Below are 22,940 nucleotides of genomic sequence, written 5' to 3'. Positions count from 1 at the left end.
ACACCATGGACCATTTCTTATTTAAGTAGACGCAGTCCATTTAAAATCACTAAGATTGTACTTCCTTCGTGGCCGATTACTCCAAGTGGTAAATCAAGTACTTGAAAAAGATTGGATGCAATCAACAAACCAATAATACTTAAGGAAAATACAATGTTTTGTTTGACAACCCTGTTCATTTGCTTGGATAATTCGAAGGCATTTGCTATTTTAGGCAAATCATTTTTCATCAATACTACATCCGCTGTTTCTAATGCAACATCTGTACCTTCTCCCATTGCGATCCCAACATTTGCAGTTGCTAATGCAGGAGCATCGTTGATTCCATCCCCGACCATAGCTACATGCTCGTACTTCCTTCTCAGGTCTTTAACATGATTTACTTTTTCTTCTGGTAAACAACTAGCTATATAATCATCAATTCCTGCTTCAGTTGCAATTGCCTTAGCAGTTATGTCATTATCTCCAGTAAGCATAACGGTAAATATATTTCGTTTTTTTAACTGTTTAATTGCCTGTTTGGCTTCTTTTCTAATTGTATCCCTTAGTGCCAACAAAGCAACGAGTTCATTATTTTTTTTTACAAAAACAATTGATTTACCTTCTGAAGCCAGTTTGTTTGCTACACCATTTTGAAATTCGTTTGATTCGTTTTCACCAACAAATCCTGTTTTCCCAATCATCCACGTATCATTATCAACAGTGGCAACGACACCGTTTCCGCTTATTGTTTTATGTTGCGTGACAGCAATAGTAAAACTGTTAATATCAAGCTGTTGTTTACTATAATTTGAAATTGCCTCTGCCAAGGGATGTAAGGATTCATTTTCAATTGCTCCAATAACTTCTAAAATAGAGTTTTCATCTTTTTGGGTTTTAAAGTATGTTTCTGTGACAACTGGTTTACCATTCGTCAGTGTACCAGTTTTGTCAAATGCAATAGCTTTGATATGGCTTAAATTCTCTATGTTTACGCCACCTTTAAAAAGGACACCGTTTTTTGCGCCTTTAGAAATCGCAGATAAAGTGGCTGGCATAATCGACGCAACAAGCGCACAAGGCGAAGCAACTACAAGTAATATCATGGCACGATATATACTTTCTGTTAACGTCCATCCAAACAAAAGAGAAGGAAGAAACATCATGATTAAAACAGCAATTAGAACGGCTTTTACATATGTTCCTTCAAACTTTTCTATAAAAAGCTGGGAAGGAGATTTTTCCTCTTGTGCGGATTGGACAAGATCGATCACTTTTTGAAATAAGGTTTGATCAGTTGATTTTGAAAGTTGGATATGGATTGAACCGTCAACTGCTACTGTACCAGCAAAAACTTCATTACTTTTTTGTTTACTTACTGGAATAGACTCACCAGTTATTGCACTTTCGTTAATCGAAGTTATCCCTTTAATAATTATGCCGTCTGCTGGGATACGTTCGCCTGCTTTAACTAAAATTGTATCGCCAATTGCCAAATGTGAAACAGCTACCACTTTTTCTAACCCGTTTGTTAGAAGAAGGGCAGTTTCGGGCTGCAAATCCATCAAAGAAGAAATTTCTTTCTTACTTTTGTTCATGGTATAGGTTTCAAGTGCGCCAGATAATGCGAAAATGAAAATCAGAATTGCACCTTCAGTCCAATACCCTATGGCGGCAGAGCCAACCGCTGCAAATACCATTAACATCTCAACGTTTAATTCCTTATTTGCAATGGTTTCTTCAATGCCTTCTTTTGCCTTTGCATAGCCGCCAATTGAAAAGGCAAGAAGATGAAGGATAATCCATAGAGGGTGTTCTATATAATCAGCAATAAGCCAAGTAGTTAAAATGATTACCCCACTTATCATTGCTGCAATTAATTCTTTGTGTTCATAAACTTTTTGAAACGATACAGCCTTAAATAGATGAAATAATTTTTTTTCGCCAGTACGAGTTAATGTTTCCAAGTTAGTAGACATTTTGTAACCCTCCCAGTAAGTGATAATGATTTTTGTTATTAATAATTATTATAATTAAATATTAATTATTATATTATCATTAGAGAAAATAAAGTCAATGAATATTTTTTAGTAAAATAATACAGATAATATTTTCTAATTAAACAGCTTGTATTTTCTTTGTATAAAGCTAATTAAACTGTTACAATCATTATGAATTTATTACTATAACAATAGAAGGGTGCGAATATATATGAAGCATTTTACATTTTTAATGGTAGCTTTATTATTCATTTTAGCTGCGTGTGGTGATTCCCCAGAGAGTGAATCGAAAAAGAATAATGATAAAGCAGATGGCGGTAAGTGGAAAGAAATACAAGAAGCAGGAGAACTGGTTGTTGGGACATCTGGTACACTTTTCGCTGCATCGTATTATCCGGAAGGTTCAGATGAGTTAACAGGCTACGATGCTGAAGTAATCCGTGAGATAGCAAAACGATTAGATTTAAAAGTAACATTTGAAACAATAGGGATTGATGGTTTACTTGCAGCAGTAAATAGTAACCGAATTGATGTGGCAATCAATGATATTGAAATTACTGATAAACGCATGGAACAATTTGCTTTCACCGACCCTTATAAGTATTCATTTACTTCTTTAATTGTTCGTTCAGAAGATTTGTCTGGAATTGAAACGTTAGAGGATTTAAAAGGGAAAAAGGCAGGTGGTGGTGCAACTACAGTTTTCAGTGATATTGCACGCCATTTTGGAGCGGAAGTTGTTACTTATAGTAACGTTTCCAATGATGTATATCTTCAAGATGTTCATAATGGGCGAACGGATACTGTAATTAATGATTACTATCTACAGAAATTAGCACTTAAAGCTATTACGCAGTTTAATATCAAAATTCATCCAGATATAAAGTTTCATCCGACAAAACAAGGGATTGTAGTTCATAAAGATGCTACAAAACTAGTGGAAAAGATGAATCAAGCATTAAAAGAAATGCGTGATGATGGAACATTGACTGAACTAGCTAAGAAATTTTATGGTGGCGAAGATGTTTCGAAGCAACCTGAAGGAGAAATTCGGGAAATTGAAGGATTAGATTTGTAGGTGTATAACCATGTTTCATATTGAATTTAATGACGTTCAACTAGAAAAGGTCTTTGACACGGAACTGGCATGGGAAAACTTACCTTTCCTATTAGAAGGCATCCCATTGACGTTAATGATATCTATAATCGGGATGGCTTTAGGCCTTGTAATTGGATTGTTTTTAGCATTGGCCAGGGGATCGGAAGCGAAACTATGGCGCTATCCAGCTCGAACGTATATTTCGTTTATGCGAGGTACGCCTATTTTGGTATTTTTATTTATACTGTATTTCGGATTACCATATATTGGGATTGAGCTATCAGCAGTACTTGCCGCAACACTTGGGTTTGGCTTAAATAGTGCGGCATACATTGCAGAAATTAATCGATCAGCATTAAACAGTATTGATCGCGGACAATGGGAATCTGCTAAGGCACTGAATATTGGCTATTGGAAAACAATGCGCAAAATCATTTTGCCACAAGCAACTCGTATTGCAGTTCCACCTTTAACCAATGTGTTTATGGATATTGTGAAAGCTACTTCGCTTGCTGCTGTAATTACTGTACCTGAAATTTTTCAGAAAGCACAAATCGTTGCAGGTCGATCCTTTGATTCGATGACAATGTATATCACAATCGCGCTAATATACTGGCCTATTTGTATGGTGATATCATTTGCTCAGGATCGTTTGGAAAAAAAGTATAGTAAATTCATTTAAAAAGACACTCTCGAGTGTCTTTTTAACTTGTTACAAGGTTTTTATTATAAATTGTAGCTACTAATACGGATAATAACATAGCTACAATTACATAAAAAAAGGAAACACCAGGAATAAGCTGGATGAACAAACCACCTAAATAAGGCCCAGTTATACTTCCGATACTAAAGGCTACACCGGTCATAATATTTCCAGTCGGTAGCAATGAGCGGGGAAGAATGTCTGCCAAATAAGAAATACTAAGTGAAAATAGTGAACCAACAAAAATTCCAGCGAGTGTAAAAAGAACAAACAAGGCGAGAGCAGATGTTTCAAAAAATGTTGCTAAAAAGAAGCAAACGCTACCAGCAGATAGTACTGTGATTAAAATGCTTCTGCGTCCAAATCGATCACTTAGAATTCCAAGGGGTAGCTGTGAAATAACGCTACCGGCAGCAAAACAAGGTATGATAAGGGACAGCGTTTCTATATCATGACCAATCCGCAACCCGTAGATAGGAAAAATCCCATGCAAGGTTGCCTCCAAGAATCCATAGCCGAACGCAGGTAACAGGGCAACCCAAGCAATTTTGGCTGTCTGAATATATCGTTTAAAAGAGCTAGTTCCGTGACTCGTATTAACATCTTCTTCAGGCCATTTGTTACGAACAACTATTAGCATAGACCAAACGATCATACTTAAAAGCGCAGAAAGTAGAAAAGGTAGTGCTTCATTTATCGATAACAGACGGGTCATTAATGGTCCAAGGGTAAAACCTACACCGAAAAATAAACCATAAAAGGCTATATCTCGACCCCTGGATTCCTTACTGCTAGTAGTTGTAATCCATGTCTGTGTTCCAAAGTGAAGCATGTTATCACCAATACCGATGAGTACACGGAGAATAAACCAAAACCAAAGAGCATCCCATAATGGGAAAAGTGCAAGTGATACGAAGACGAGAAGTCCGCCTAAAACAATAATAGGTTTAAATCCAAATTTTCGCATGGGTTTTTCCATGAATGGCGAGGCAATTAATACCCCTATGTATAAAGCCGTAGCATGAAGGCCATTTACTGATGACGAGACACCATTTTGTTCTAAAATAATTGCAAGTAGTGGCAAAATCATCCCTTGAGAAAATCCGGAAACGGCCACAAGTGAAACTAAAATCCAAAATCTAGATTGTACTGAAGCCTTCAAAATGAAATCCTCCTTATAAACATCCCCCATAGCTAATCTAATTGTATTTTATCAAATGGTCAATCAAGATGATCGCTAGAAATTCACCTAAAAGGTTATAATAAATTAAAGTAAGTTAATCATTAATTTTTAAAGGGAGTGAAAAAAATGAAGTTTTACTTAAAAGATAGTGGTATGCGTATTGATCTTGATTATGGTGAGCTCTCGATTTCAGGCAATGAGGACTATGGGTACCGACCATTTCAACTAATGGTCGCATCTATTGTTGGCTGTAGCGGATCTGTATTTCGTAAAATTTTAGAAAAACAACGAACCGAGATAGAGGATCTGACAATAACTGCAGAAGTTGAACGTAACCCTAGAGAAGCAAATCGAATAGAAAGTATTTCCCTTCACTACAGTGTAAAAGGATATCACCTGAATAAAGATAAATTGTACAAAAACTTAGAGCTATCAAGAAAAAATTGCTCGATGATACGGTCAGTCGAGTCTAGTATTACTATTGAAGAAAGTCTGGAAACAATTGAACTAAGACGTTAAAAAAATTAAGGTATAATATTCGTGTGTCAGAAAAAACTATTAAGAGGAAGTTCAAAAAGTCACCAAATGATAAATGGCGAATCTCTTCGTTACTCGGTTTTTCCGGTCTATACGTATTAATACGATAAGAGGAACTTCTTCTAAAATCGCCCACTTCCTGTGGGCAACGTAGAAGTCAGCAACATCGCGCGCAAATCCGGTCCTCAAAACTCTCGTGTCTCGACCTTCTTATTTCTAATTTGGGGACTTTTTGAACACGCATTATAAGGAAATGAAAGGGATGTGACACATGAATAGGAACCTACTAATTTGGACTGCGACTGCACTAATCGGCTTGATGATTGCTTTCCCTACATCTAGCTACAGTAAGGAAAAAGAATCTCTGCCAAATGACTTTACTGTACCAAATCACGTTCTGACAATATCTAAAGAAAACACCTATAGTAATTCTTCAGAAGATCAGGAAATTGTCGAGCCAAGCGAGGCTACAAAAGAATTCATTGAAAAACTGGATATCCCCGTAGAAAACCCTGATTTGATTAAAATGCTAAATGAATCCAGCGTAAAACCATCCCCATTCTCCATTGGTTATCGTGGTATGATTTACTTAGGGAGATGGGCAATTAACTACAGTTCGTCGGACACTACAGTTAACTGGGAGTATCAAAAAATTAATACGAATGAACAAAGTAATCTTGGTGGTGAAGGCCCCCAACAAATGCATTTTAACCAAAAAGAACAAAAAGAGATAACAGGTGCACTGGTTAATAAAATAGCAAGTCCAGATGACGTGAAGAAAATGATTTTATTAGATGCAATCAAAAAAACCGAGTTACCGCTTTCCTATCAAACTGTCATAGGGAAAAACACACAAAAAGATAATGCATATACTGTCCCTGTTAATAAATCAGGTTCATTAACGGCGTATGTGCCAGCTGTTATTGATAAAGGACAAGTTACCTTCGGGGATGTTTATATCCAACTTAAAGGTAATAAAAAATCAGTCACAATAAAGAATGTTACAAAGCAGGGAATTGGTGCTTGGATTCCGATTCAGGATCATCTAGCATTTTCTTTTACACTAAAATAGGTAGCTTGAAAAGCCCCGTTCCATTAAGGGCTTTTTGTTATACATAAAAAAATGGTTGATTTTCTTGCTTTAATGCTTTATCATGATGAAGTACTAAAGATGTAGAGGGGGCTTCACCATGGAATGGGTAGTACTAGTATCCGTTTTAGTAATGACAGTATTAAGTTTACTTCGTGTGAACGTGATTATAGCAATTATTGCAGCTTCAATCACTGCCGGTTTGATGGCGGGATTATCGTTAGTTGATTCGGTTAATATGCTTGTAGATGGTATGGGGGGACAGGCAGAGACAGCACTTAGTTATATATTACTAGGGGCGTTTGCAGTTGCAATTAGTTATACAGGTATTACTACGCTATTAGTTAATTACTTGATAAAAAAACTGACAGGAAAGAAAACGATGATGCTTTTAGCAATTGCTGGTGTAGCATCATTATCACAGAACTTGGTTCCTGTTCATATTGCATTTATTCCTATATTAATACCTCCATTATTAAAGCTTTTTGATGATATGAAATTAGATCGTCGTGGAGTAGCTTCTGCGTTGACGTTTGGATTAAAGGCACCGTATATTGTGATTCCAGCAGGTTTCGGTCTGCTTTTCCATGAGGTTATTGAAGGGAGTATGGAAGCGAGTGGCGTAAGCATTACGATGGGTCAGGTAACACTTTCGATGTTAATTCCTGGTCTCGGTATGGTTGTCGGATTGCTGATTGCAGTTTTTATCACGTATCGAAAGGATCGTCTTTCTAAGCCCGGTTCTGGTGGAGGTGACGTAGAAGAAATACCTACTGCCACTCCGAAAGATGTAGCATTCAATAAAAAACATTTCTACACACTAATTGCAATAGTAGCTGCGGTTGTTGTACAGCTTAGTACAGAAAACCTAATTATTGGCGCACTGACAGGTTTAGTTCTTATGTTTTTATTCATTGTAGTACCATTTCATAAAGGTGATAAAGTTATGACGGGTGGTATTTCTATGATGGGTACAATCGCCTTTGTTATGTTAGTTGCTTCAGGTTACGGAAATGTTTTACAAGAGACAGGTGCAGTGGATGCACTTGTAGAAGTATCTTCTGGAATTTTTGGAGAAAATAACCAGGCATTGATAGCGTTTATTTTATTACTAGTAGGATTAGTCGTCACGATGGGAATTGGTTCATCATTTGGAACAATCCCGATTATTGCAGCGCTTTTTGTTCCAATCTGTGTTTCGGTCGGATTTTCGCCAATTGCTACAGCAACATTAATTGGGACAGCTGGAGCGTTAGGAGATGCAGGGTCACCGGCGTCTGATAGTACACTTGGTCCTACCTCTGGTTTAAATGCTGATGGACGTCACCACCACATCTGGGATACATGTGTACCAACATTTATGCATTACAATATACCGTTATTTATATTTGGTTGGATTGGAGCGATGGTATTTTAATTCGTGCATAAATCATGCCTTTAAAGGAAAAGGTAAGAAAAAAATAGGTGGGTAATCATGAAAAAAATGAATGCTATGATTGGACTATTCACGTTAGCGTTTCTTATCTTTTTCTCGGTATATCCGGAAAGCGTTGCTGCAAGTGGATATGGATGGGGATTTAAAAAAGGCTCAAATCATGAAGTTCCTGGAATAGGAAAGTATAAGCAACTATTAGAAAAGTACGATGCATATTATGTTGATGATTCAGGGGATAAAGTAGTCTATTTAACATTTGATAACGGTTATGAGCAAGGCTACACTGCACAGGTCTTAGATACACTTAAAAAAGAGGATGTTCCAGCTACATTTTTTGTTACTGGTCATTATGTTGACAGTAAGCCAGATCTCGTTAAGCGAATGGCAGACGAAGGTCATATCATTGGAAACCATTCCTATCATCATCCTGATTTTTCCGTTGTATCGAAAAAGACCATGAAGAAAGAATTAGAAACACTGGAGGATGCTGTTGCGGAAATTACGGACCAAGAGCAAATGAAATATCTGAGGCCACCTCGTGGAATGTTTAATGAACAAACACTGAAATGGGCGAAAGAGCTTGGCTATATTCATATCTTTTGGTCTTTAGCTTTTACGGATTGGAATACGGATAAGCAAAAGGGTGAGAACTATGCATATGAACAAGTAATGAAGCAAATTCATCCAGGTGCTATTGTTCTATTACACACCGTTTCATCTGATAACGCAGAGGCATTGCCTAAAATAATAAACGAGTTGAGAAAGCAAGGATACACCTTTAAAAGTTTGGATGATTTAGTTATTAAAGATATGCTGCCAAAATTTATATATGGTCAATAATGGAAAACCACCAGAAAAAAATTCTGGTGGTTTTTGCTTTAAAGTTATCAATTTTAAATTTTCATAACCTTTGCTATACTATATATATAATCTAGCATTGGAGATGAAAAGTAATGAATAGAGAAGATTTATTAGCACCTAAAGACTATAACATCGTAATGGAAATGGAACGTTATGCAACTGATCCAACTAGAAAAGCATTAATGTGGCAAGATGAAGAAGGAAACAAAAAAGACATTACGTATAATAAATTAATGAAAAAGGTAAACAAAATTGGAAACGCATTCTTGGAAAATGGTCTGAAACAGGGCGATAAATTATTGGTAATGATTCCACGATTAATCGAGGCTTATGAAGTTTATCTTGCAGCATTAAAAACTGGAATTATCATCATTCCAAGTTCTGAAATGTTGAAAGCAAAGGATCTGCAATATCGAATAACGCATGGAGAGGTAAGTGGAGTTGTAAGTTATTATCCATTCGTAGATCAATATAAACAAATTAACGAGTATGAAGAATTAAACCGCTTTGTAGTAGGTGAACCAGCTGAAGGATGGCTTCATTTAGATTCCCTAATAGTAGGCACCTCTGATGAACTGGATATGGCACAAACGACGAGCGACGACATAGCATTTTTACCATATACCTCTGGTACTACTGGGAATCCTAAAGGTGTGGTCCATACACATGGATGGGGCTTTGCACATCTAAAAACTGCATCTGAAAATTGGTTATGTATCAATGATGGGGATAAAGTATGGGCAACCGCTGGACCAGGTTGGCAAAAATGGATTTGGAGTCCATTCTTATCTGTCCTAGGATCTGGAGCAACTGGATTTGTGTATAACGGTAAATTTGATCCGAAAACTTACTTACAACTACTAAGTGACAATGATATCAATGTATTATGTTGTACGCCAACGGAATATCGCTTAATGGCAAAGGTTGACAACCTGGATGACTATCAATTACCAGCTTTACATAGTGCTGTTTCTGCAGGGGAGCCACTAAACAGAGAAGTAATTGAGACATTTGATAAATACTTTAATGTTACGGTGCGCGATGGTTACGGTCAGACGGAAAATACATTGCTACTTGGTGTCATGAAAGACATGGAAGTGAAACCTGGTTCAATGGGGAAGCCTACGCCAGGAAATGAAGTAGATATTATTGATGAAAATGGAGATCCTGTTTCTGTTAGCGAAATTGGCGATATTGCAGTGAAGTTAGACTGTCCAGCTCTATTTAGGGAATATTATAAGGATAGTGAACGCACAAAAATATCTCAACGCGGAAATTACTATGTAACAGGCGATCAAGCATCTAAGGACGCGGATGGGTATTTCTGGTTCGAAGGTCGAAGTGATGATATTATCATTAGCTCTGGGTATACAATTGGACCATTTGAAGTAGAGGATGCATTAGTCAAGCATCCATATGTGCAAGAATGTGCAGTAGTAGCGAGTCCGGATGAGATTCGTGGAAATATTGTCAAAGCATTTATTGTATTGCAGAAAAATGTAGATAGTAACAATCCTGATTTAATAAAAGAACTACAGGATCATGTTAAGACATTAACAGCACCATATAAGTATCCACGTAAAATTGAATTTATCGATGAACTGCCAAAGACAACCTCAGGGAAAATTCGTCGCATAGAACTACGTCAGAAAGAGAAACAAACAATATAAATGTAATTAATAAAGGGTAAAGCCGTTGTATATATGGCTCTACCCTTTATTTTTTCGAAAACTGTCTCTACTTTTCTTTACCCGGATGCGCCTCCTATCTATTTGTCTGGACAGTCGCCTCCGCTTTTCTTTGTCTAGCTGCGCGGGCTAGCGGCTCGTGACGTAAGCAATTGACACTCCTAGCACGAAGCCCATTGCTCTACGGTCCCTTGCTTACGCATTTCGCCGCTGAGCAAGCCCGCTCCGCTTTTCTTGATCCAGCTTCGGCTTCTAGCGATTAGCAAATAGTTAGTCCTGTTGAAATGTACGTAAAGTTCGACGTACTTTTCACAGTCCTATCTATTTGTACACCGCTGAACAGTCGCCTCTGCTTTTCTTTGTCTAGCTGCGCGGGCTAGCGGCTCGTGACGTAAGCAATTGACACTCCGAGCACGAAACCCAGTGCTCTACGGTCGCTTGCTTACGCATTTCGCCGCTGAACAAGCCCGTACAAAAATTTGATCAAAACACTTGAAAGTCAAAATTGGTCAGAGTATAATGAAGTCAAAGGTCAAATATAGTCAAAGTCAAACGACCTTATGTTTCGATACATTTTAAGGAGGAATTGCAAATGCAATGTCAACAATGCGGAGTTCGTCCAGCCGATATAAATCTAATGATGAAATTAAATAATGAAAAAGTAACTATGCATCTATGTAATCAATGTTTCCAAGAAGTTCAAGGGAAATTAATGAATTCAAATAGTAACTTTGCACAACCGGGATTTAATCAAAATCAACAAGATCCATTTCAAGAAAAGTTTGCACAAGGTAATGGAGCTTCAAATGTTGGAATGAAAACTGGGCAAAAACAAGGAAACAGTTTATTAGATAGTTTAGGGAAGAATTTATCACATGCAGCAAGTGCAGGGTTAATCGATCCGGTTATTGGACGAGATAATGAAGTAAAACGAGTCGTTGAAACATTAAATCGCCGTAACAAAAATAATCCAGTTCTAATTGGTGAACCTGGTGTAGGTAAAACTGCAATTGCTGAGGGCTTAGCTTTAAAAATAGTTGAAGGAAATGTTCCGACTAAGCTAATGAACAAAGAAATATATCTATTGGATGTAGCATCACTAGTAGCAAATACTAGCATGCGCGGACAATTTGAAGAACGTATGAAACAATTAGTTCAAGAATTACAAACGAGAAAAAATGTCATCCTATTTATAGATGAGATCCATTTATTAGTTGGAGCAGGGACAGCAGAAAGCTCAAAAATGGATGCAGGGAATATCTTAAAACCGGCATTAGCACGTGGAGAACTACAATTAATTGGTGCTACAACGTTAAAAGAATACCGCAACATCGAGAAGGATGCTGCATTAGAACGCCGGTTCCAACCAATTGTGGTGAAGGAACCATCTGCAGAAGAAGCAATCCAAATATTAAACGGTATTAAGGATCGCTATGAAACCTATCATGAAGTGAGTTATTCAGATGAGGCAATCCGTTCATTTGTAACATTATCTAAAAGGTATATCCAAGATCGGTTTTTACCAGATAAAGCAATTGATTTAATGGATGAAGTAGGTTCACGTTTAAATCTTGCGAACACGGAAAAAGATACGGATGTACTCCAACAACGTTTAGATGAAGTTGTTGAAGAAAAAGAAAAAGCTGCTGATGATGAAAATTACGAACAAGCAGCGAATTTACGTTATCAGGAAATTCAATTACAAAAGCAACTAGAAAAAGCAAAAAATGAATCACAGGTAACCGAGGTAGAATTAGAAGATATCTTATTAATTGTAGAAGAGAAAACAGGAATCCCTGTTACAAAGCTCCAAAAAGATGAGCAAGAGAAAATGAAAAATATAGCAGGTAACTTAAATGAAAATGTTATTGGCCAAGAACAGGCAGTTGAAAAGGTTGCCAAAGCTATTCGCAGAAGCCGTGCAGGAGTAAAATCTAAACATCGCCCAATTGGTTCATTTTTATTTGTTGGACCAACAGGTGTAGGTAAAACAGAATTAACTAAGGCAGTAGCAAATGAATTATTTGGCTCACGTGATTCACTAATTCGATTAGATATGAGTGAATATATGGAGAAACATGCAGTGTCCAAGGTTATTGGTTCGCCTCCGGGTTATATAGGCCATGAAGAAGCTGGTCAATTAACGGAAAAAGTTCGGATGAACCCTTATTCAATCCTTCTTTTGGATGAAATCGAAAAAGCGCATCCAGATGTGCAAAATATGTTCTTACAAATCATGGAGGATGGTCATTTAACTGATTCACATGGTCGTACAGTTAGTTTTAAAGAAACAGTAATTATCATGACAAGTAATGCTGGTACAGGGGATAAGCAGATTCATGTTGGTTTTAATAAGGCAGAACATGAAGCTGTGGCTTCGCTAGAAAACTTAGGTGCGTACTTTAAACCAGAATTCTTAAATCGATTTGATTCCATCATTACTTTTAATGAGTTGTCTGAAGATGATTTATTAAAAATAGTTGATTTAATGATTGTTGACCTTGAACAAAACTTAGAAGAAAATCAACTGTCGATTGAAATTACTGAATCTGCAAAACGTGAATTAGTTAGATTAGGCTATGATAAACGGTTTGGTGCACGTCCACTTCGTCGTGTGATTCAAGATAAAATTGAAGATCAGTTAACCGATTTGTTACTTGAAGAAGAATCAATAGAAAAAATTCATGTTGATATGGTAGAAAATCAACTCGTCGTTAAAAAAGCATAGAAGTATTGAAGAAAAGTTGTTGGCCTTGGGTGGCTAGCAGCTTTTTTTGCTCTAAAGTTGAAAATAAAAAAATAAATTGTAATTGCCACTCATAATTGATAAACATCGGTGAAAAATAATAAGAAAATATTTGATAACGAGGATGTTGTTCATGAAAAAGTTCAAATGGTATTTAATTGTACTACTTATTTTTATCCATGTTATTCAACCAGGTAATGCCATTCATGCGGAACAACAGCCAAATATGGAAGTTCACTTCATAGATGTCGGGCAAGGGGACTGCATTTTATTACAAACTCCGGAAGACAAAACAATATTAATTGATGGTGGGACACCTGAATCTGGCGATGATATAGTGGAATACCTAGAGAATCAGCAAGTCACAAAAATAGATCTGCTTATTGTTACTCATCCAGATATTGATCATATTGGAGGGCTTACAAAGGTGATGAAATCCACTAAGGTAAAAAAAATCCTTGATTCCGGCAAATTTTATACGACAAAAACATACCGTAAATATATTAGTGAAATTGCAAAACAAAAAATTCCAGTTGAAATTGCTGAAAAAGATCAGCTTATAAAACTTGACCCCTCCATAAAAATTAAGGTCTTAAATACGTATGAGCCTTTCCGAAGCAACAATGAATCATCAATTGCATTGAAAGTAACGTATAAAAAAATGGATTTCCTTTTTATGGGTGATATAAAAAAAGAACAAGAAAAAGAGTTAATTCAAACAGAGAACTTGCAGGCGGAAATTTTAAAAGTCGCACATCATGGTAGTCGTACCAGTACTTCCATCGATTTTTTAGAAAAGGTTCGGCCGGAGGTTGCTATTTTAACCTACAGTAAGCAAAATGATTATGGCCACCCAGTTGGACGCGTCATTCAAAACCTTTATAAGGTGAATGCCTTTATTTTTTCTACAGCAGTATTTGGAAACATCTCGATCACAACAAACGGAACAGAATACTACATTTGGACTGAAAAGGGCCCTAGAAGTGGAATAGGTAATGATGGTTAAAACTCATGTTAACATGCATGGGTTTTTTTATTATTTCCAACTTTATAAAGATATAATTGACAAAAATTACATATAGTTATATAGTTAGTTACATAACTAACTAACCAATTAACCAAGGGGTTGAACATGAAACATACACTCGATGAAAATAAACCCATATTTATTCAGATAAAGGAACAGCTGGAAGACTCGATTATCAACGGCCATGTTAAGGCTACAGAACGAGTACCATCAACAAATGAGTTTGCCAATTTTTATCAAATTAATCCAGCTACTGCTGCTAAAGGAATCAATGAACTGGTGAATGAAAATATCTTATTCAAACGAAGAGGTGTAGGGATGTTTGTAACTGAAAACGCAAAGGAGATATTAATCGAAAAACGTCAAAAAACATTTTATGAGAATTATATGCTCCCATTAAAAAATGAAGCGAAAAAGTTGCGTATTAATGAAAAAGATTTAATGGAAATGGTAAAAAGGGAGGGTCACGCTGATGAAAATTGAAGTGAAAAATTTATCAAAAAAGTACAAAGGGAACTATGCATTAAACAATGTTTCCTTCACTTTGGTACAGCCAAAAATATATGGATTACTCGGCAGAAATGGTGCTGGTAAAACGACATTCATGGATATCTTATCGGGCAATATTCTAGCAAATGAAGGGGAAATTTTAGTTAATGGTGAACATCCGTTTGACAATCAAAAGCTTACAGAATCAATTTGTTTAATTAAAGAAGGAAATAATTTTAAAAAAGATTTGAGCGTTAAAAGTGTACTCAAAATCTATTCTTTTTTCTACCCCACATGGGACCAGGAGCTTGCAGATGTGCTTATTCAAGAATTTAACCTAAGTCTAAAGGCAAAAGTAAAAACACTATCCAAAGGAATGGAATCTTCACTAGGAATTATCGTAGGTTTAGCGAGTAAAGCACCAATTACTATTTTTGATGAACCTTATATTGGACTTGATGCTGCTGCTCGCAAAAAGTTCTATCAAATTCTACTCGAAGAATATGAAGCGGAAAAACGTACAATCATTTTTTCTACACACTTAATAGATGAAGCGAGTTTATTGTTTGAAGAAGTGTTGATTTTGCAAGAAGGAACAGTTGTTTTACAAGAAGAAGCGGAACTCTTACGTAATAATACATGTGTCGTATCAGGTACTATCGAGGAAGTAGAGGAATTCATAAAAGATAAAGAGGTTTTTGAGAAGAAGCATCTGGCTGGAATGATGACAGCATATATTTATGGAAGCTTGCATGAGGCCAAAATGTATGGTTTAAAAGCTGAAGGTGTGCCAATTCAGGAATTAATGATTTATTTAACGGAAGGAAAGAAGGGAGCATAATAATGGGTAGACAAATTAAAGGATTACTTTATTTTTTCACTACTGATATTCGATATTCTTTAATGATTTTTTGGACAATTTTACTAAGCATTTTAGTTGTGTCATTAACCTTTTCGTATTTCTTGCTTAGTGTAGAAGGGGGCCAATTCTATTTCGGTTTTCCTTTTGGGGTCTATATTTATTGTGCTATCTTTGGTTTTTTGACCATAAAAGAGAGTATTCCTTTTTCGATAAAAATGGGGGCTACTAGAAAAAATTTGTTTGTAAGTATTGGACTGTTTTTTTTAGGATTAGCATTTGCTAAAGCGGTTTTTGCAAATACAATTCAGTCCATTACGCTGCTGTTCACGGAAAGTACAGGGATCTATACATTTAAATTTTTACATCCAGTAGTACTTTTACAAGATACCTGGGTAAATAGGGTAATTGTTGATACGTCTATCATGTTCTTCCTGCTAGCCTTTATGTCCATTCTCGGGCTGTTATTTTATAAGTATGGTTTGGCAGGTGGAGGAACTGCTGCGGGAGTATTTATTGTTGTATTACTTGTCGGAGTAGCGCAAGGTTGGATTTTTGACTTTTTTGTAAATCTTTTACCTGATATTGGACTTGGATTTTTTTATCAATTGTTAGGTGTTGGATTAGCGATTTATTGTCTATCGTTTTTGTTCTTAAGAAAGATATCTATTGTTAAAGTGAAATAGGAAAGGAACTGGGGCTTAATTGCCCAGTCTTCCCTTTTGTCGACATCCCTATAAATACCCACAGGTTTATCCACATTATAAACAGGTTATTAATAGTGGTTTTCTAATTTAATCCACAATATCCACAGGTAATATTATAGTTATACACAATTTATTGTGGATAAACAAGGTTGGTTTACCAGTGTTTTCAACAAATACCCACAACGCTTTTTAAACTGTGGATAACCTTATTCAGAGTATGCCATTGGTTGATCCGAAACTTCCCGAAAAAAAAGCAACCTAATCTGTTATGATCGGCTGCTTTTTTGGCTGTTCTGCTGATATACACTGTTTGCTCTTTTAAACTCTTTTTGGTACAAAACTTCTTGGGTTTTGTTCAATTTATCATGTACACGAACTATATTTTTCGATTTATCTTTCATTGTAGGAATCCCTCTTTTCTATAATTAGGATGGCAACTACACAATGAAATTATACATAGTTAAGAAACTTCCTCGCCATCCTCTGAAAGAGTTGGCGTAAGGAACTGATGATAGGACATGTAGTGGTCCTTTGAAATTACAAATAACTCATACCCTTCATTTTCTTGATTAATTGCTTGATATACATCAGGATAAAGTGCATTTCCAAGGGCTGCAAATGGTATTTTTAAAATGGCTTTTAATGAGCGTACGTTTGCTTTTCTTATTTTCATGAATATACCTTCGATGTTTTGTTGGAAAAATAATTCTTTAAAAAACAATTCTTTTGCTTCTTTGTTATAGCCTTTGCCAAAGTAGGGGTGGCCGACCCAAGTTGCTAAGAATCCGTAACCTTGTTGGATGTCAAATAAGTTAATTGTCCCAACTGGCTGTTGAAATTCATCTAAAATGGTGCGGGATATTAATTCACCATTTTCTTCTGCTTCCATTGTTTGCTTTGTAATGAAATAAAATTCATCACTTGTTTCTGCTCTATGTCTCACATAGGGAAAAACTTCTGGATGTATTAACAAATCAAATAGTGCTGGTACCTCGTGTAAATCACGCTTTTTAAGCATTAAAATACCCTCCTTATGGTAAAGGTGGGTATCTTGAAGAAGTCTGGTGTGCCCCACCCCCTGAATTTTTAGTTAGCGATCAACAAAAATTCGGGATGGGAATCGAACCCATTAGAACCAGTGAATACTGGTGGCGCACCATTTGCCTTCCCTGTATCATTTAATTTCATTACTATCATTTTACACAGATTTTAATTAAATGTGAATCATTTTTTTATCCATTTTGTGACTTTTTTTCTGGCTTTTTATGAAGGTTAATTTCATGTAATGCCTCTTCCAAATTTGGATAAGAAAATTGATAATTTTGTGCTTCTAATTTTTTAGGTAAGACATATTGTCCTTTTGTCATAAGCTCGCCCATTTCTCCAATCGCAGTACGAATGATCGGGGAGGGAGTAGTAAACCAATAAGGTCTTTTCAGTACTTTTGCTAATGTTTTTGTGAATTCTTTATTACGTTTTGGATTTGGTGCAGTAAAGTTAACTGGGCCATCCATATGATCATTTCGGATACAAAAGATAATAGAATTGACTACATCTTCAACATGAATCCATGACATCCATTGCTCTCCAGTACCAATTTTACCACCTGCAAACATTTTGATTGGTAAAGTCATATATGGCAATGCACCTTTCTCACCTAGAATGACCCCGAAGCGTGCACTGACCGTCCTGATGTGTAGTTCGTCTGCTACCTGCATGGCAGTCGTTTCCCAAGCAACTGCCACGCTTGCAAGAAAGTCGTCTCCATGTTCTGTTGTATTTTCTGTGAAAATGAGATCCTCACTTGTACCATAGAAACCGATGGCTGAAGCACTTATAAATACTTCCGGTTTTTTCTCCATTTGTTGCATCATTCCAACAACGTGTTGGGTGGTTTCTGTTCGGCTCTTCATAATATTCGTCTTCTTATCTGTTGTCCAGTAACCAAAAAGTGTATCACCAGCAAGGTTTATTACTGCTTGGATTACTGGTAAGTCACGTACATAATAATCATAAGAAATATAGGTGATCAGATCTGTATTTTCATAGTTCCCAGGAGAGCGCGTTAGTATGTACACATGATGATTTTCACTTGTTAATGTTTTCGTTAACTTTGATCCTACAAATCCAGTACCACCAGATATTAGTATATTCAATACGAACACTCCAATCAAAATTTTCTTGTCTAGCTTCGGCTCCTAGAATCTGCCGTCATAAGCAATGAACACTCCGAACGCCAAGCCCATGCGTTCTGCGGTTCCTTGCTTATGAGTCCGCTTCTGAACAGTCGCCTCCGCTTTTCTTTAGTATATGCAAGTTTATGATTCTTACAGTGGTGATTGGTAAAAAATTCGTGTTATTATTAAAAAAAGGGGAGAGTAACAGTGAAAAAAATTACCCGTATCACCACACAGAAAAAACGCAAGAATCGTTATAATATCTTTTTGGACGACGGCAAGGGTGAAGAATATGGGTTTAGTGTTGATGAAGCCCTTCTAATCGAGTATAAGCTTCATAAAGATCTCGAGATGGACGATTCGATGATCGAAACACTGGTCCAAAAAGATGATGTACATAAATCCTATACCCTTACTATTAACTTTTTAAGCTACCGTGTGCGAACAAAAAAAGAAATTCATGATTACTTGGTGAAAAAAGAAGTCGACGAAGAGCATATCAAGCAAATTAAGGAGCGCTTGGAGTCTGAAGGATTGCTCGATGATACAGTGTTTGCAGATTCGTTTGTTCGAACAAGAATACAAACCTCCATCAAAGGGCCAATGTTAGTGAAAAAAGAATTGATTGAAAAAGGCGTTTCAGTGGCAATTGCAAGTGAGGCTATAGAACAATATACGTTCGATATACAAACGGAAAAAGTAGAGAAATGGATTCATAAAAAAATGAATAAACAGGGAAAGGATTCTTTCAAAAAGCAGCTGCAACAGCTTCAAGTTACACTTATGCAAAAAGGATTTGCACAGGATGTCATAAAAGAAGCGGTTGCTGATCTTGGAGAGGATAAAGATGACGATGCTGAATGGACAGCTATTACCAAACATGGAGACAAGCTGTTACGAAAACACAAAACGAAACTTACTGGCTATGAATTACGAAATAAAGTAAAAGAGGGCCTGTATCGTAAAGGATTTGGCATAGATTTAATCAATAAGTTTCTAGATGAAACTGACGAATAGTAAGTGAATATCAAAAGGGATGATATGTGCATCAAAAGCATGTATCACCCCACCACTTCATTATTTATCAATAACAATCTCTTTCCGTCCATCATCTTCTTTATAGATTTGTTCAGCAACGATTTCAGGTCCTTTTAACGAGGAAGCATTCTTCACATGGGATGAGTCATTCCAGAAAGGTGTGTTCATACCGCCCATATAAACTCCTGTTATAGAGATAGACTCAGTTTCCCATTCCTTTTGCAAGCTTTCTGTAAAGCCTTTTACTGCAAATTTACTTGCACAATAGATCGACTCATTTACTTTTCCGCGAATTCCTGCAGTTGAAATGATTGTTAAAATTCGTCCACTACTTTTTCTGATTAATGGTAATGCAGATTGAACAGTTAAGATTGTTCCTTTAATATTAGTGTTTAAGATTGACTCTAAATCCTCGACTGTATATTCTTCAACCGGTCCAAAAATGCCGATTCCAGCATTATTTATAAAAACATCTAGCTTACTAATTTGTTGAAACGCAATACTTACGGATGCCGGTTCACTCACATCACATAGAACGATGGACGCGTGGCCGCCATCACTTAAAATCTCACGTTGCACGATATGTAGTTTTGTATCAGATCTTCCGAGCAAAAAGATGGTGTACCCATTTTTTGCATATTCCAAAGCTAGTGACCGTCCAAGGCCACTTCCAGCACCAGTTATTGCTATATTTGGCATATCAATAATCCCCCTAATATTTCACTTTTAAGCATTCCTTATTTTCATTGTCTTAAACTCTTGGTAAAATGTAAAATGAAAGTAGAGGAGGCGAATGATTTGGATATTCGGTATAGTGATTATTCAGTTGAACAATTACGAGAAGAAGTTGGTCGATTGAAAGAAAAAGCACTTAAAGCGGAACGAGTAGGTAACATTAGTGAAGTAGCGATAAATGAACGTAAGATGCAAGTGGCAATGGCATATATGTTAAACCCGGAAGATTTTAAAGCTGAGGATGTTCACCAAATGAAAGGTGATCCTGGACATCGGTTTAAGATTAACTATATTAACGGAGTATTTGCATGGGGAAATCGGATTAATTTACTTGATGAGACCTACGAAAAAGAAGAAGCAGTTCCAATTTCAATAATAGGTGATAAGGTAAAAAAATAACAGCGGAGCGACTAGGATGGTCGCCTTCGCTGTTTTAAATTGGATTATCATCAAATAATAATTTACTTTGGAGTTTTTGTTCAGAAAAAATCCAACCTGTATAGGAACTCATAATCCGCATGTTATCATCAATCTGTACAACCGCAACAAAAGGATAATGTCCTTTTGAACGGTATCTCAAATCGATAAATCTTACTTCCGTAAAATCATCGTAATCATTTATCTCCCATCGATAAACAGGAGAAAACGATAGGAATGCCGAAATATTTTTATCTTCTCTTGCTAGTCGCATGATTTCTGTATCTGGTATAGGAACTTTCCTAAATTCATCAACGATTTGAATGTGGCCATTCTCTGCTTTTCCAACATAAAAATTATCTGTAGTCGTAATCGCTACTCTCCAAAAGTTCTGCTTTAGTGTTGGGGATGTAGCAATTTGTTTTACATCGGGAAAATAATCGTGAATTTTTTTTATGATTTCTCTTTTATCGATATAACGTTTGATATAATATAAAGTAATCACTGCATAAATTATTAGCCATGTATATCCTGGATTTGCTCCTATCATCCATGCAAAAATACCTGCAATATGCAAAATGAAAATATAGGGATCGAAGGTATTTATAAATCCATGGGCGACCCATTTATTTGTAAATGGTCTATATGCCTGGGTGCCATATGCATTGAATATATCAACAAATACATGAATAACAACAGCTAAGAATGTCCATAACCAAAGATGTAAAAAGTTAATTTGAGGAACAAATAGGTGAATAATTCCTGCAAGCAATATACCCCATAAAATTACTGCTGGAATGGAATGTGTTATACCACGGTGATGCCTTATATATACTGCATTATTGCGTAATTTTAATATTGTATCAAAATCAGGCGCTTGCGAACCGATAATCGTTCCTACTAGAACTGCATTATATAGTGTAGGATCAGCCTGCACAGTTGGATCTAGAGTTGCCAGTCCGCCTAACGCAACCCCCATAACCACATGTGTGCCAGTATCCATAATTTGAGCTCCTCCTTAGGTGTGTATCTAGCTGATCATCTCTGTTTGCCTGAAATTATTGTAACATAAAGGGTGTGAATTTATGAAAGATAGTACTATACTACCTATTGATATATCGCGATTCCAAGATGATCTAATTAGCTGGTATCAAGCAAATAAACGGGATCTCCCATGGCGCGTGGATCAAAATCCATATAAAATTTGGGTATCCGAAATTATGCTGCAACAAACAAAGGTAGATACAGTAATTCCATATTTTAAAAAGTTTGTTGAAAATTTTCCCACTCTCTATGATTTAGCAAATGCTGAAGAACAGGATGTCCTGAAATCATGGGAGGGTTTAGGATACTATTCCCGTGCTCGCAACTTACAAAACGCTATTAAAGAGGTTGTAGCCTCTTATGGAGGAGAAATACCTGCTAATCCAAGTGATTTAGGATCTTTAAAAGGTGTAGGTCCTTATACGAAAGGAGCAATTCTTTCCATTGCTTACGATCAACCAGAGCCTGCTGTAGATGGCAATGTTATGCGTGTCCTATCCCGGATTTTAAAAGTAGAAGAGGATATCGCTAAGCCTCGTACAAAAAAAGTTTTTGAAAACCATGTTCGAGGCCTAATCTCGCACGTTGACCCATCCTCTTTCAATCAGGGAATGATGGAATTAGGTGCGATAGTTTGTACACCCAAAAATCCAATGTGTATGCTTTGTCCTGTTCAACAGCATTGCCAAGCATTTGCTGAAGGAATCGAGAAACAATTACCGATAAAATCAAAAACTAAGAAACAGAAAAGGCTTCCTTATGTTGCATTATTAATCAAAAACAACGAAGGAAACTATTTAATTGAAAAAAGACCTGATACTGGTTTGCTGGCAAATTTATGGCAATTCCCTATGATTTCTTTAAACGAAATGGGTTTTAACCAAATTCCTAAATGGTTTGAAAAAGAATACGGTATTGATGTTTCTCTAAATCGAGAAGCAGGTAAGTTAAAGCATGTTTTTTCCCATCTTATATGGGAGTTAGAGATACATAAAGCAACCTCTATCAGTAGTCAAACCTGTTTACCAAACGCCAAGTTTGTAAGTAAGACCGAAATGGAGGCATTTCCATTTCCAGTTTCCCATCAAAAGATGAAACAGTTCTTGTCAGAAGAGTAGAGGATACC

General features: G+C 36.4%; 21 protein-coding genes. 15 read left to right on the top strand and 6 right to left on the bottom strand.

Features of this window, described 5'->3' with window-relative positions; genetic code table 11:
* Positions 1-17 precede the first annotated feature (17 nt).
* Complete coding sequence (locus AC3G7N_RS07500) at positions 18-1,958, bottom strand: heavy metal translocating P-type ATPase (protein WP_489421528.1); 1,941 nt, start codon at positions 1,956-1,958, stop codon at positions 18-20.
* Between the two features lie 232 nt (positions 1,959-2,190).
* On the opposite strand from AC3G7N_RS07500, the gene AC3G7N_RS07495 reads away from it, so the two are divergent.
* A complete protein-coding gene (locus AC3G7N_RS07495; RefSeq protein WP_489421527.1) occupies positions 2,191-3,057 on the top strand; it encodes a transporter substrate-binding domain-containing protein in 867 nt (288 codons plus the stop codon).
* Between the two features lie 10 nt (positions 3,058-3,067).
* The gene (locus AC3G7N_RS07490) at positions 3,068-3,760 is read left to right on the top strand and encodes an amino acid ABC transporter permease (protein WP_489421526.1); all 693 of its coding nucleotides are present in this window, start codon (positions 3,068-3,070) and stop codon (positions 3,758-3,760) included.
* A gap of 22 nt (positions 3,761-3,782) precedes the next feature.
* Here the strand turns inward: AC3G7N_RS07490 and AC3G7N_RS07485 are convergent, their stop codons facing one another.
* Positions 3,783-4,943: an MFS transporter gene (locus AC3G7N_RS07485; RefSeq protein ID WP_489421525.1), complete on the bottom strand. Its 1,161-nt coding sequence runs from the start codon at positions 4,941-4,943 to the stop codon at positions 3,783-3,785.
* Between the two features lie 147 nt (positions 4,944-5,090).
* On the opposite strand from AC3G7N_RS07485, the gene AC3G7N_RS07480 reads away from it, so the two are divergent.
* The 10 genes from AC3G7N_RS07480 to AC3G7N_RS07435 all read left to right on the top strand — a co-directional run bounded on the left by AC3G7N_RS07480 (position 5,091) and on the right by AC3G7N_RS07435 (position 16,382).
* Positions 5,091-5,483 carry an OsmC family protein gene (locus tag AC3G7N_RS07480; protein ID WP_489421524.1) on the top strand — a complete coding sequence of 131 codons (393 nt, stop codon included), beginning with the start codon at positions 5,091-5,093 and terminating at the stop codon, positions 5,481-5,483.
* A 289-nt stretch (positions 5,484-5,772) separates the two neighbouring features.
* The gene (locus tag AC3G7N_RS07475) at positions 5,773-6,573 is read left to right on the top strand and encodes a YfkD family protein (protein WP_489421523.1); all 801 of its coding nucleotides are present in this window, start codon (positions 5,773-5,775) and stop codon (positions 6,571-6,573) included.
* Positions 6,574-6,691: 118 nt separating this feature from the next.
* Positions 6,692-8,008 (top strand): Na+/H+ antiporter family protein, encoded by a 1,317-nt coding sequence (locus tag AC3G7N_RS07470; protein ID WP_489421522.1) that lies wholly within the window; start codon positions 6,692-6,694, stop codon positions 8,006-8,008.
* A 57-nt stretch (positions 8,009-8,065) separates the two neighbouring features.
* Positions 8,066-8,866: a delta-lactam-biosynthetic de-N-acetylase gene (gene pdaA / locus AC3G7N_RS07465; protein WP_489421521.1), complete on the top strand. Its 801-nt coding sequence runs from the start codon at positions 8,066-8,068 to the stop codon at positions 8,864-8,866.
* Between the two features lie 113 nt (positions 8,867-8,979).
* On the top strand, positions 8,980-10,557 hold the full coding sequence (gene mbcS, locus AC3G7N_RS07460; RefSeq protein WP_489421520.1) for an acyl-CoA synthetase MbcS: 1,578 nt from the start codon (positions 8,980-8,982) through the stop codon (positions 10,555-10,557).
* A gap of 610 nt (positions 10,558-11,167) precedes the next feature.
* Positions 11,168-13,303 (top strand): ATP-dependent Clp protease ATP-binding subunit, encoded by a 2,136-nt coding sequence (locus AC3G7N_RS07455; RefSeq protein ID WP_489421519.1) that lies wholly within the window; start codon positions 11,168-11,170, stop codon positions 13,301-13,303.
* A gap of 151 nt (positions 13,304-13,454) precedes the next feature.
* The gene (locus AC3G7N_RS07450) at positions 13,455-14,327 is read left to right on the top strand and encodes a ComEC/Rec2 family competence protein (protein WP_489421518.1); all 873 of its coding nucleotides are present in this window, start codon (positions 13,455-13,457) and stop codon (positions 14,325-14,327) included.
* A 126-nt stretch (positions 14,328-14,453) separates the two neighbouring features.
* Positions 14,454-14,831 (top strand): GntR family transcriptional regulator, encoded by a 378-nt coding sequence (locus tag AC3G7N_RS07445; RefSeq protein WP_489421517.1) that lies wholly within the window; start codon positions 14,454-14,456, stop codon positions 14,829-14,831.
* Positions 14,821-15,678, top strand: a complete 858-nt coding sequence (locus tag AC3G7N_RS07440; protein WP_489421516.1) for an ABC transporter ATP-binding protein — start codon at positions 14,821-14,823, stop codon at positions 15,676-15,678. The genes AC3G7N_RS07445 and AC3G7N_RS07440 overlap by 11 nt, the downstream gene beginning before the upstream one ends.
* Positions 15,679-15,680: 2 nt before the next feature.
* Positions 15,681-16,382, top strand: coding sequence for a hypothetical protein (locus AC3G7N_RS07435; RefSeq protein WP_489421515.1), 702 nt, complete (start codon positions 15,681-15,683; stop codon positions 16,380-16,382).
* Between the two features lie 481 nt (positions 16,383-16,863).
* Here AC3G7N_RS07435 and AC3G7N_RS07430 read toward each other — a convergent pair whose 3' ends face one another.
* Positions 16,864-17,421: a GNAT family N-acetyltransferase gene (locus AC3G7N_RS07430; protein WP_489421514.1), complete on the bottom strand. Its 558-nt coding sequence runs from the start codon at positions 17,419-17,421 to the stop codon at positions 16,864-16,866.
* 214 nt (positions 17,422-17,635) lie between these two features.
* Positions 17,636-18,559 carry a TIGR01777 family oxidoreductase gene (locus tag AC3G7N_RS07425; RefSeq protein ID WP_489421513.1) on the bottom strand — a complete coding sequence of 308 codons (924 nt, stop codon included), beginning with the start codon at positions 18,557-18,559 and terminating at the stop codon, positions 17,636-17,638.
* 228 nt (positions 18,560-18,787) lie between these two features.
* Between AC3G7N_RS07425 and recX the strand changes: the two genes are divergently transcribed.
* Positions 18,788-19,597, top strand: a complete 810-nt coding sequence (gene recX / locus AC3G7N_RS07420; RefSeq protein WP_489421512.1) for a recombination regulator RecX — start codon at positions 18,788-18,790, stop codon at positions 19,595-19,597.
* A gap of 60 nt (positions 19,598-19,657) precedes the next feature.
* Here the strand turns inward: recX and AC3G7N_RS07415 are convergent, their stop codons facing one another.
* Positions 19,658-20,317 (bottom strand): SDR family NAD(P)-dependent oxidoreductase, encoded by a 660-nt coding sequence (locus tag AC3G7N_RS07415; protein ID WP_489421511.1) that lies wholly within the window; start codon positions 20,315-20,317, stop codon positions 19,658-19,660.
* A 99-nt stretch (positions 20,318-20,416) separates the two neighbouring features.
* On the opposite strand from AC3G7N_RS07415, the gene AC3G7N_RS07410 reads away from it, so the two are divergent.
* The gene (locus tag AC3G7N_RS07410) at positions 20,417-20,752 is read left to right on the top strand and encodes a YfhH family protein (protein WP_489421510.1); all 336 of its coding nucleotides are present in this window, start codon (positions 20,417-20,419) and stop codon (positions 20,750-20,752) included.
* A 34-nt stretch (positions 20,753-20,786) separates the two neighbouring features.
* On the opposite strand, the gene AC3G7N_RS07405 is transcribed toward AC3G7N_RS07410, so the two are convergent.
* Positions 20,787-21,773, bottom strand: a complete 987-nt coding sequence (locus AC3G7N_RS07405) for a metal-dependent hydrolase (RefSeq protein WP_489421509.1) — start codon at positions 21,771-21,773, stop codon at positions 20,787-20,789.
* A gap of 82 nt (positions 21,774-21,855) precedes the next feature.
* Between AC3G7N_RS07405 and mutY the strand changes: the two genes are divergently transcribed.
* Positions 21,856-22,932, top strand: coding sequence for an A/G-specific adenine glycosylase (gene mutY, locus AC3G7N_RS07400; RefSeq protein ID WP_489421508.1), 1,077 nt, complete (start codon positions 21,856-21,858; stop codon positions 22,930-22,932).
* Positions 22,933-22,940 lie beyond the last annotated feature (8 nt).

This window comes from Virgibacillus carmonensis (assembly GCF_057836705.1).
Note: the sequence above shows the minus strand (reverse complement) of the source record. Positions and strands in the feature narration are given on the sequence as shown.

Excerpts from the sequence above, each read along its gene's own strand:
- pdaA (WP_489421521.1), top strand. The coding sequence starts at position 8,066 with ATGAAAAAAATGAATGCTATGATTGGACTATTCACGTTAGCGTTTCTT.
- AC3G7N_RS07445 (WP_489421517.1), top strand. The coding sequence starts at position 14,454 with ATGAAACATACACTCGATGAAAATAAACCCATATTTATTCAGATAAAG.
- AC3G7N_RS07470 (WP_489421522.1), top strand. The coding sequence starts at position 6,692 with ATGGAATGGGTAGTACTAGTATCCGTTTTAGTAATGACAGTATTAAGT.
- AC3G7N_RS07440 (WP_489421516.1), top strand. The coding sequence starts at position 14,821 with ATGAAAATTGAAGTGAAAAATTTATCAAAAAAGTACAAAGGGAACTAT.
- AC3G7N_RS07450 (WP_489421518.1), top strand. The coding sequence starts at position 13,455 with ATGAAAAAGTTCAAATGGTATTTAATTGTACTACTTATTTTTATCCAT.
- AC3G7N_RS07480 (WP_489421524.1), top strand. The coding sequence starts at position 5,091 with ATGAAGTTTTACTTAAAAGATAGTGGTATGCGTATTGATCTTGATTAT.
- AC3G7N_RS07430 (WP_489421514.1), bottom strand. The coding sequence starts at position 17,421 with ATGCTTAAAAAGCGTGATTTACACGAGGTACCAGCACTATTTGATTTG.
- AC3G7N_RS07415 (WP_489421511.1), bottom strand. The coding sequence starts at position 20,317 with ATGCCAAATATAGCAATAACTGGTGCTGGAAGTGGCCTTGGACGGTCA.
- AC3G7N_RS07455 (WP_489421519.1), top strand. The coding sequence starts at position 11,168 with ATGCAATGTCAACAATGCGGAGTTCGTCCAGCCGATATAAATCTAATG.
- mutY (WP_489421508.1), top strand. The coding sequence starts at position 21,856 with ATGAAAGATAGTACTATACTACCTATTGATATATCGCGATTCCAAGAT.
- AC3G7N_RS07405 (WP_489421509.1), bottom strand. The coding sequence starts at position 21,773 with ATGGATACTGGCACACATGTGGTTATGGGGGTTGCGTTAGGCGGACTG.
- AC3G7N_RS07435 (WP_489421515.1), top strand. The coding sequence starts at position 15,681 with ATGGGTAGACAAATTAAAGGATTACTTTATTTTTTCACTACTGATATT.
- AC3G7N_RS07500 (WP_489421528.1), bottom strand. The coding sequence starts at position 1,958 with ATGTCTACTAACTTGGAAACATTAACTCGTACTGGCGAAAAAAAATTA.
- AC3G7N_RS07475 (WP_489421523.1), top strand. The coding sequence starts at position 5,773 with ATGAATAGGAACCTACTAATTTGGACTGCGACTGCACTAATCGGCTTG.
- AC3G7N_RS07490 (WP_489421526.1), top strand. The coding sequence starts at position 3,068 with ATGTTTCATATTGAATTTAATGACGTTCAACTAGAAAAGGTCTTTGAC.
- mbcS (WP_489421520.1), top strand. The coding sequence starts at position 8,980 with ATGAATAGAGAAGATTTATTAGCACCTAAAGACTATAACATCGTAATG.
- AC3G7N_RS07495 (WP_489421527.1), top strand. The coding sequence starts at position 2,191 with ATGAAGCATTTTACATTTTTAATGGTAGCTTTATTATTCATTTTAGCT.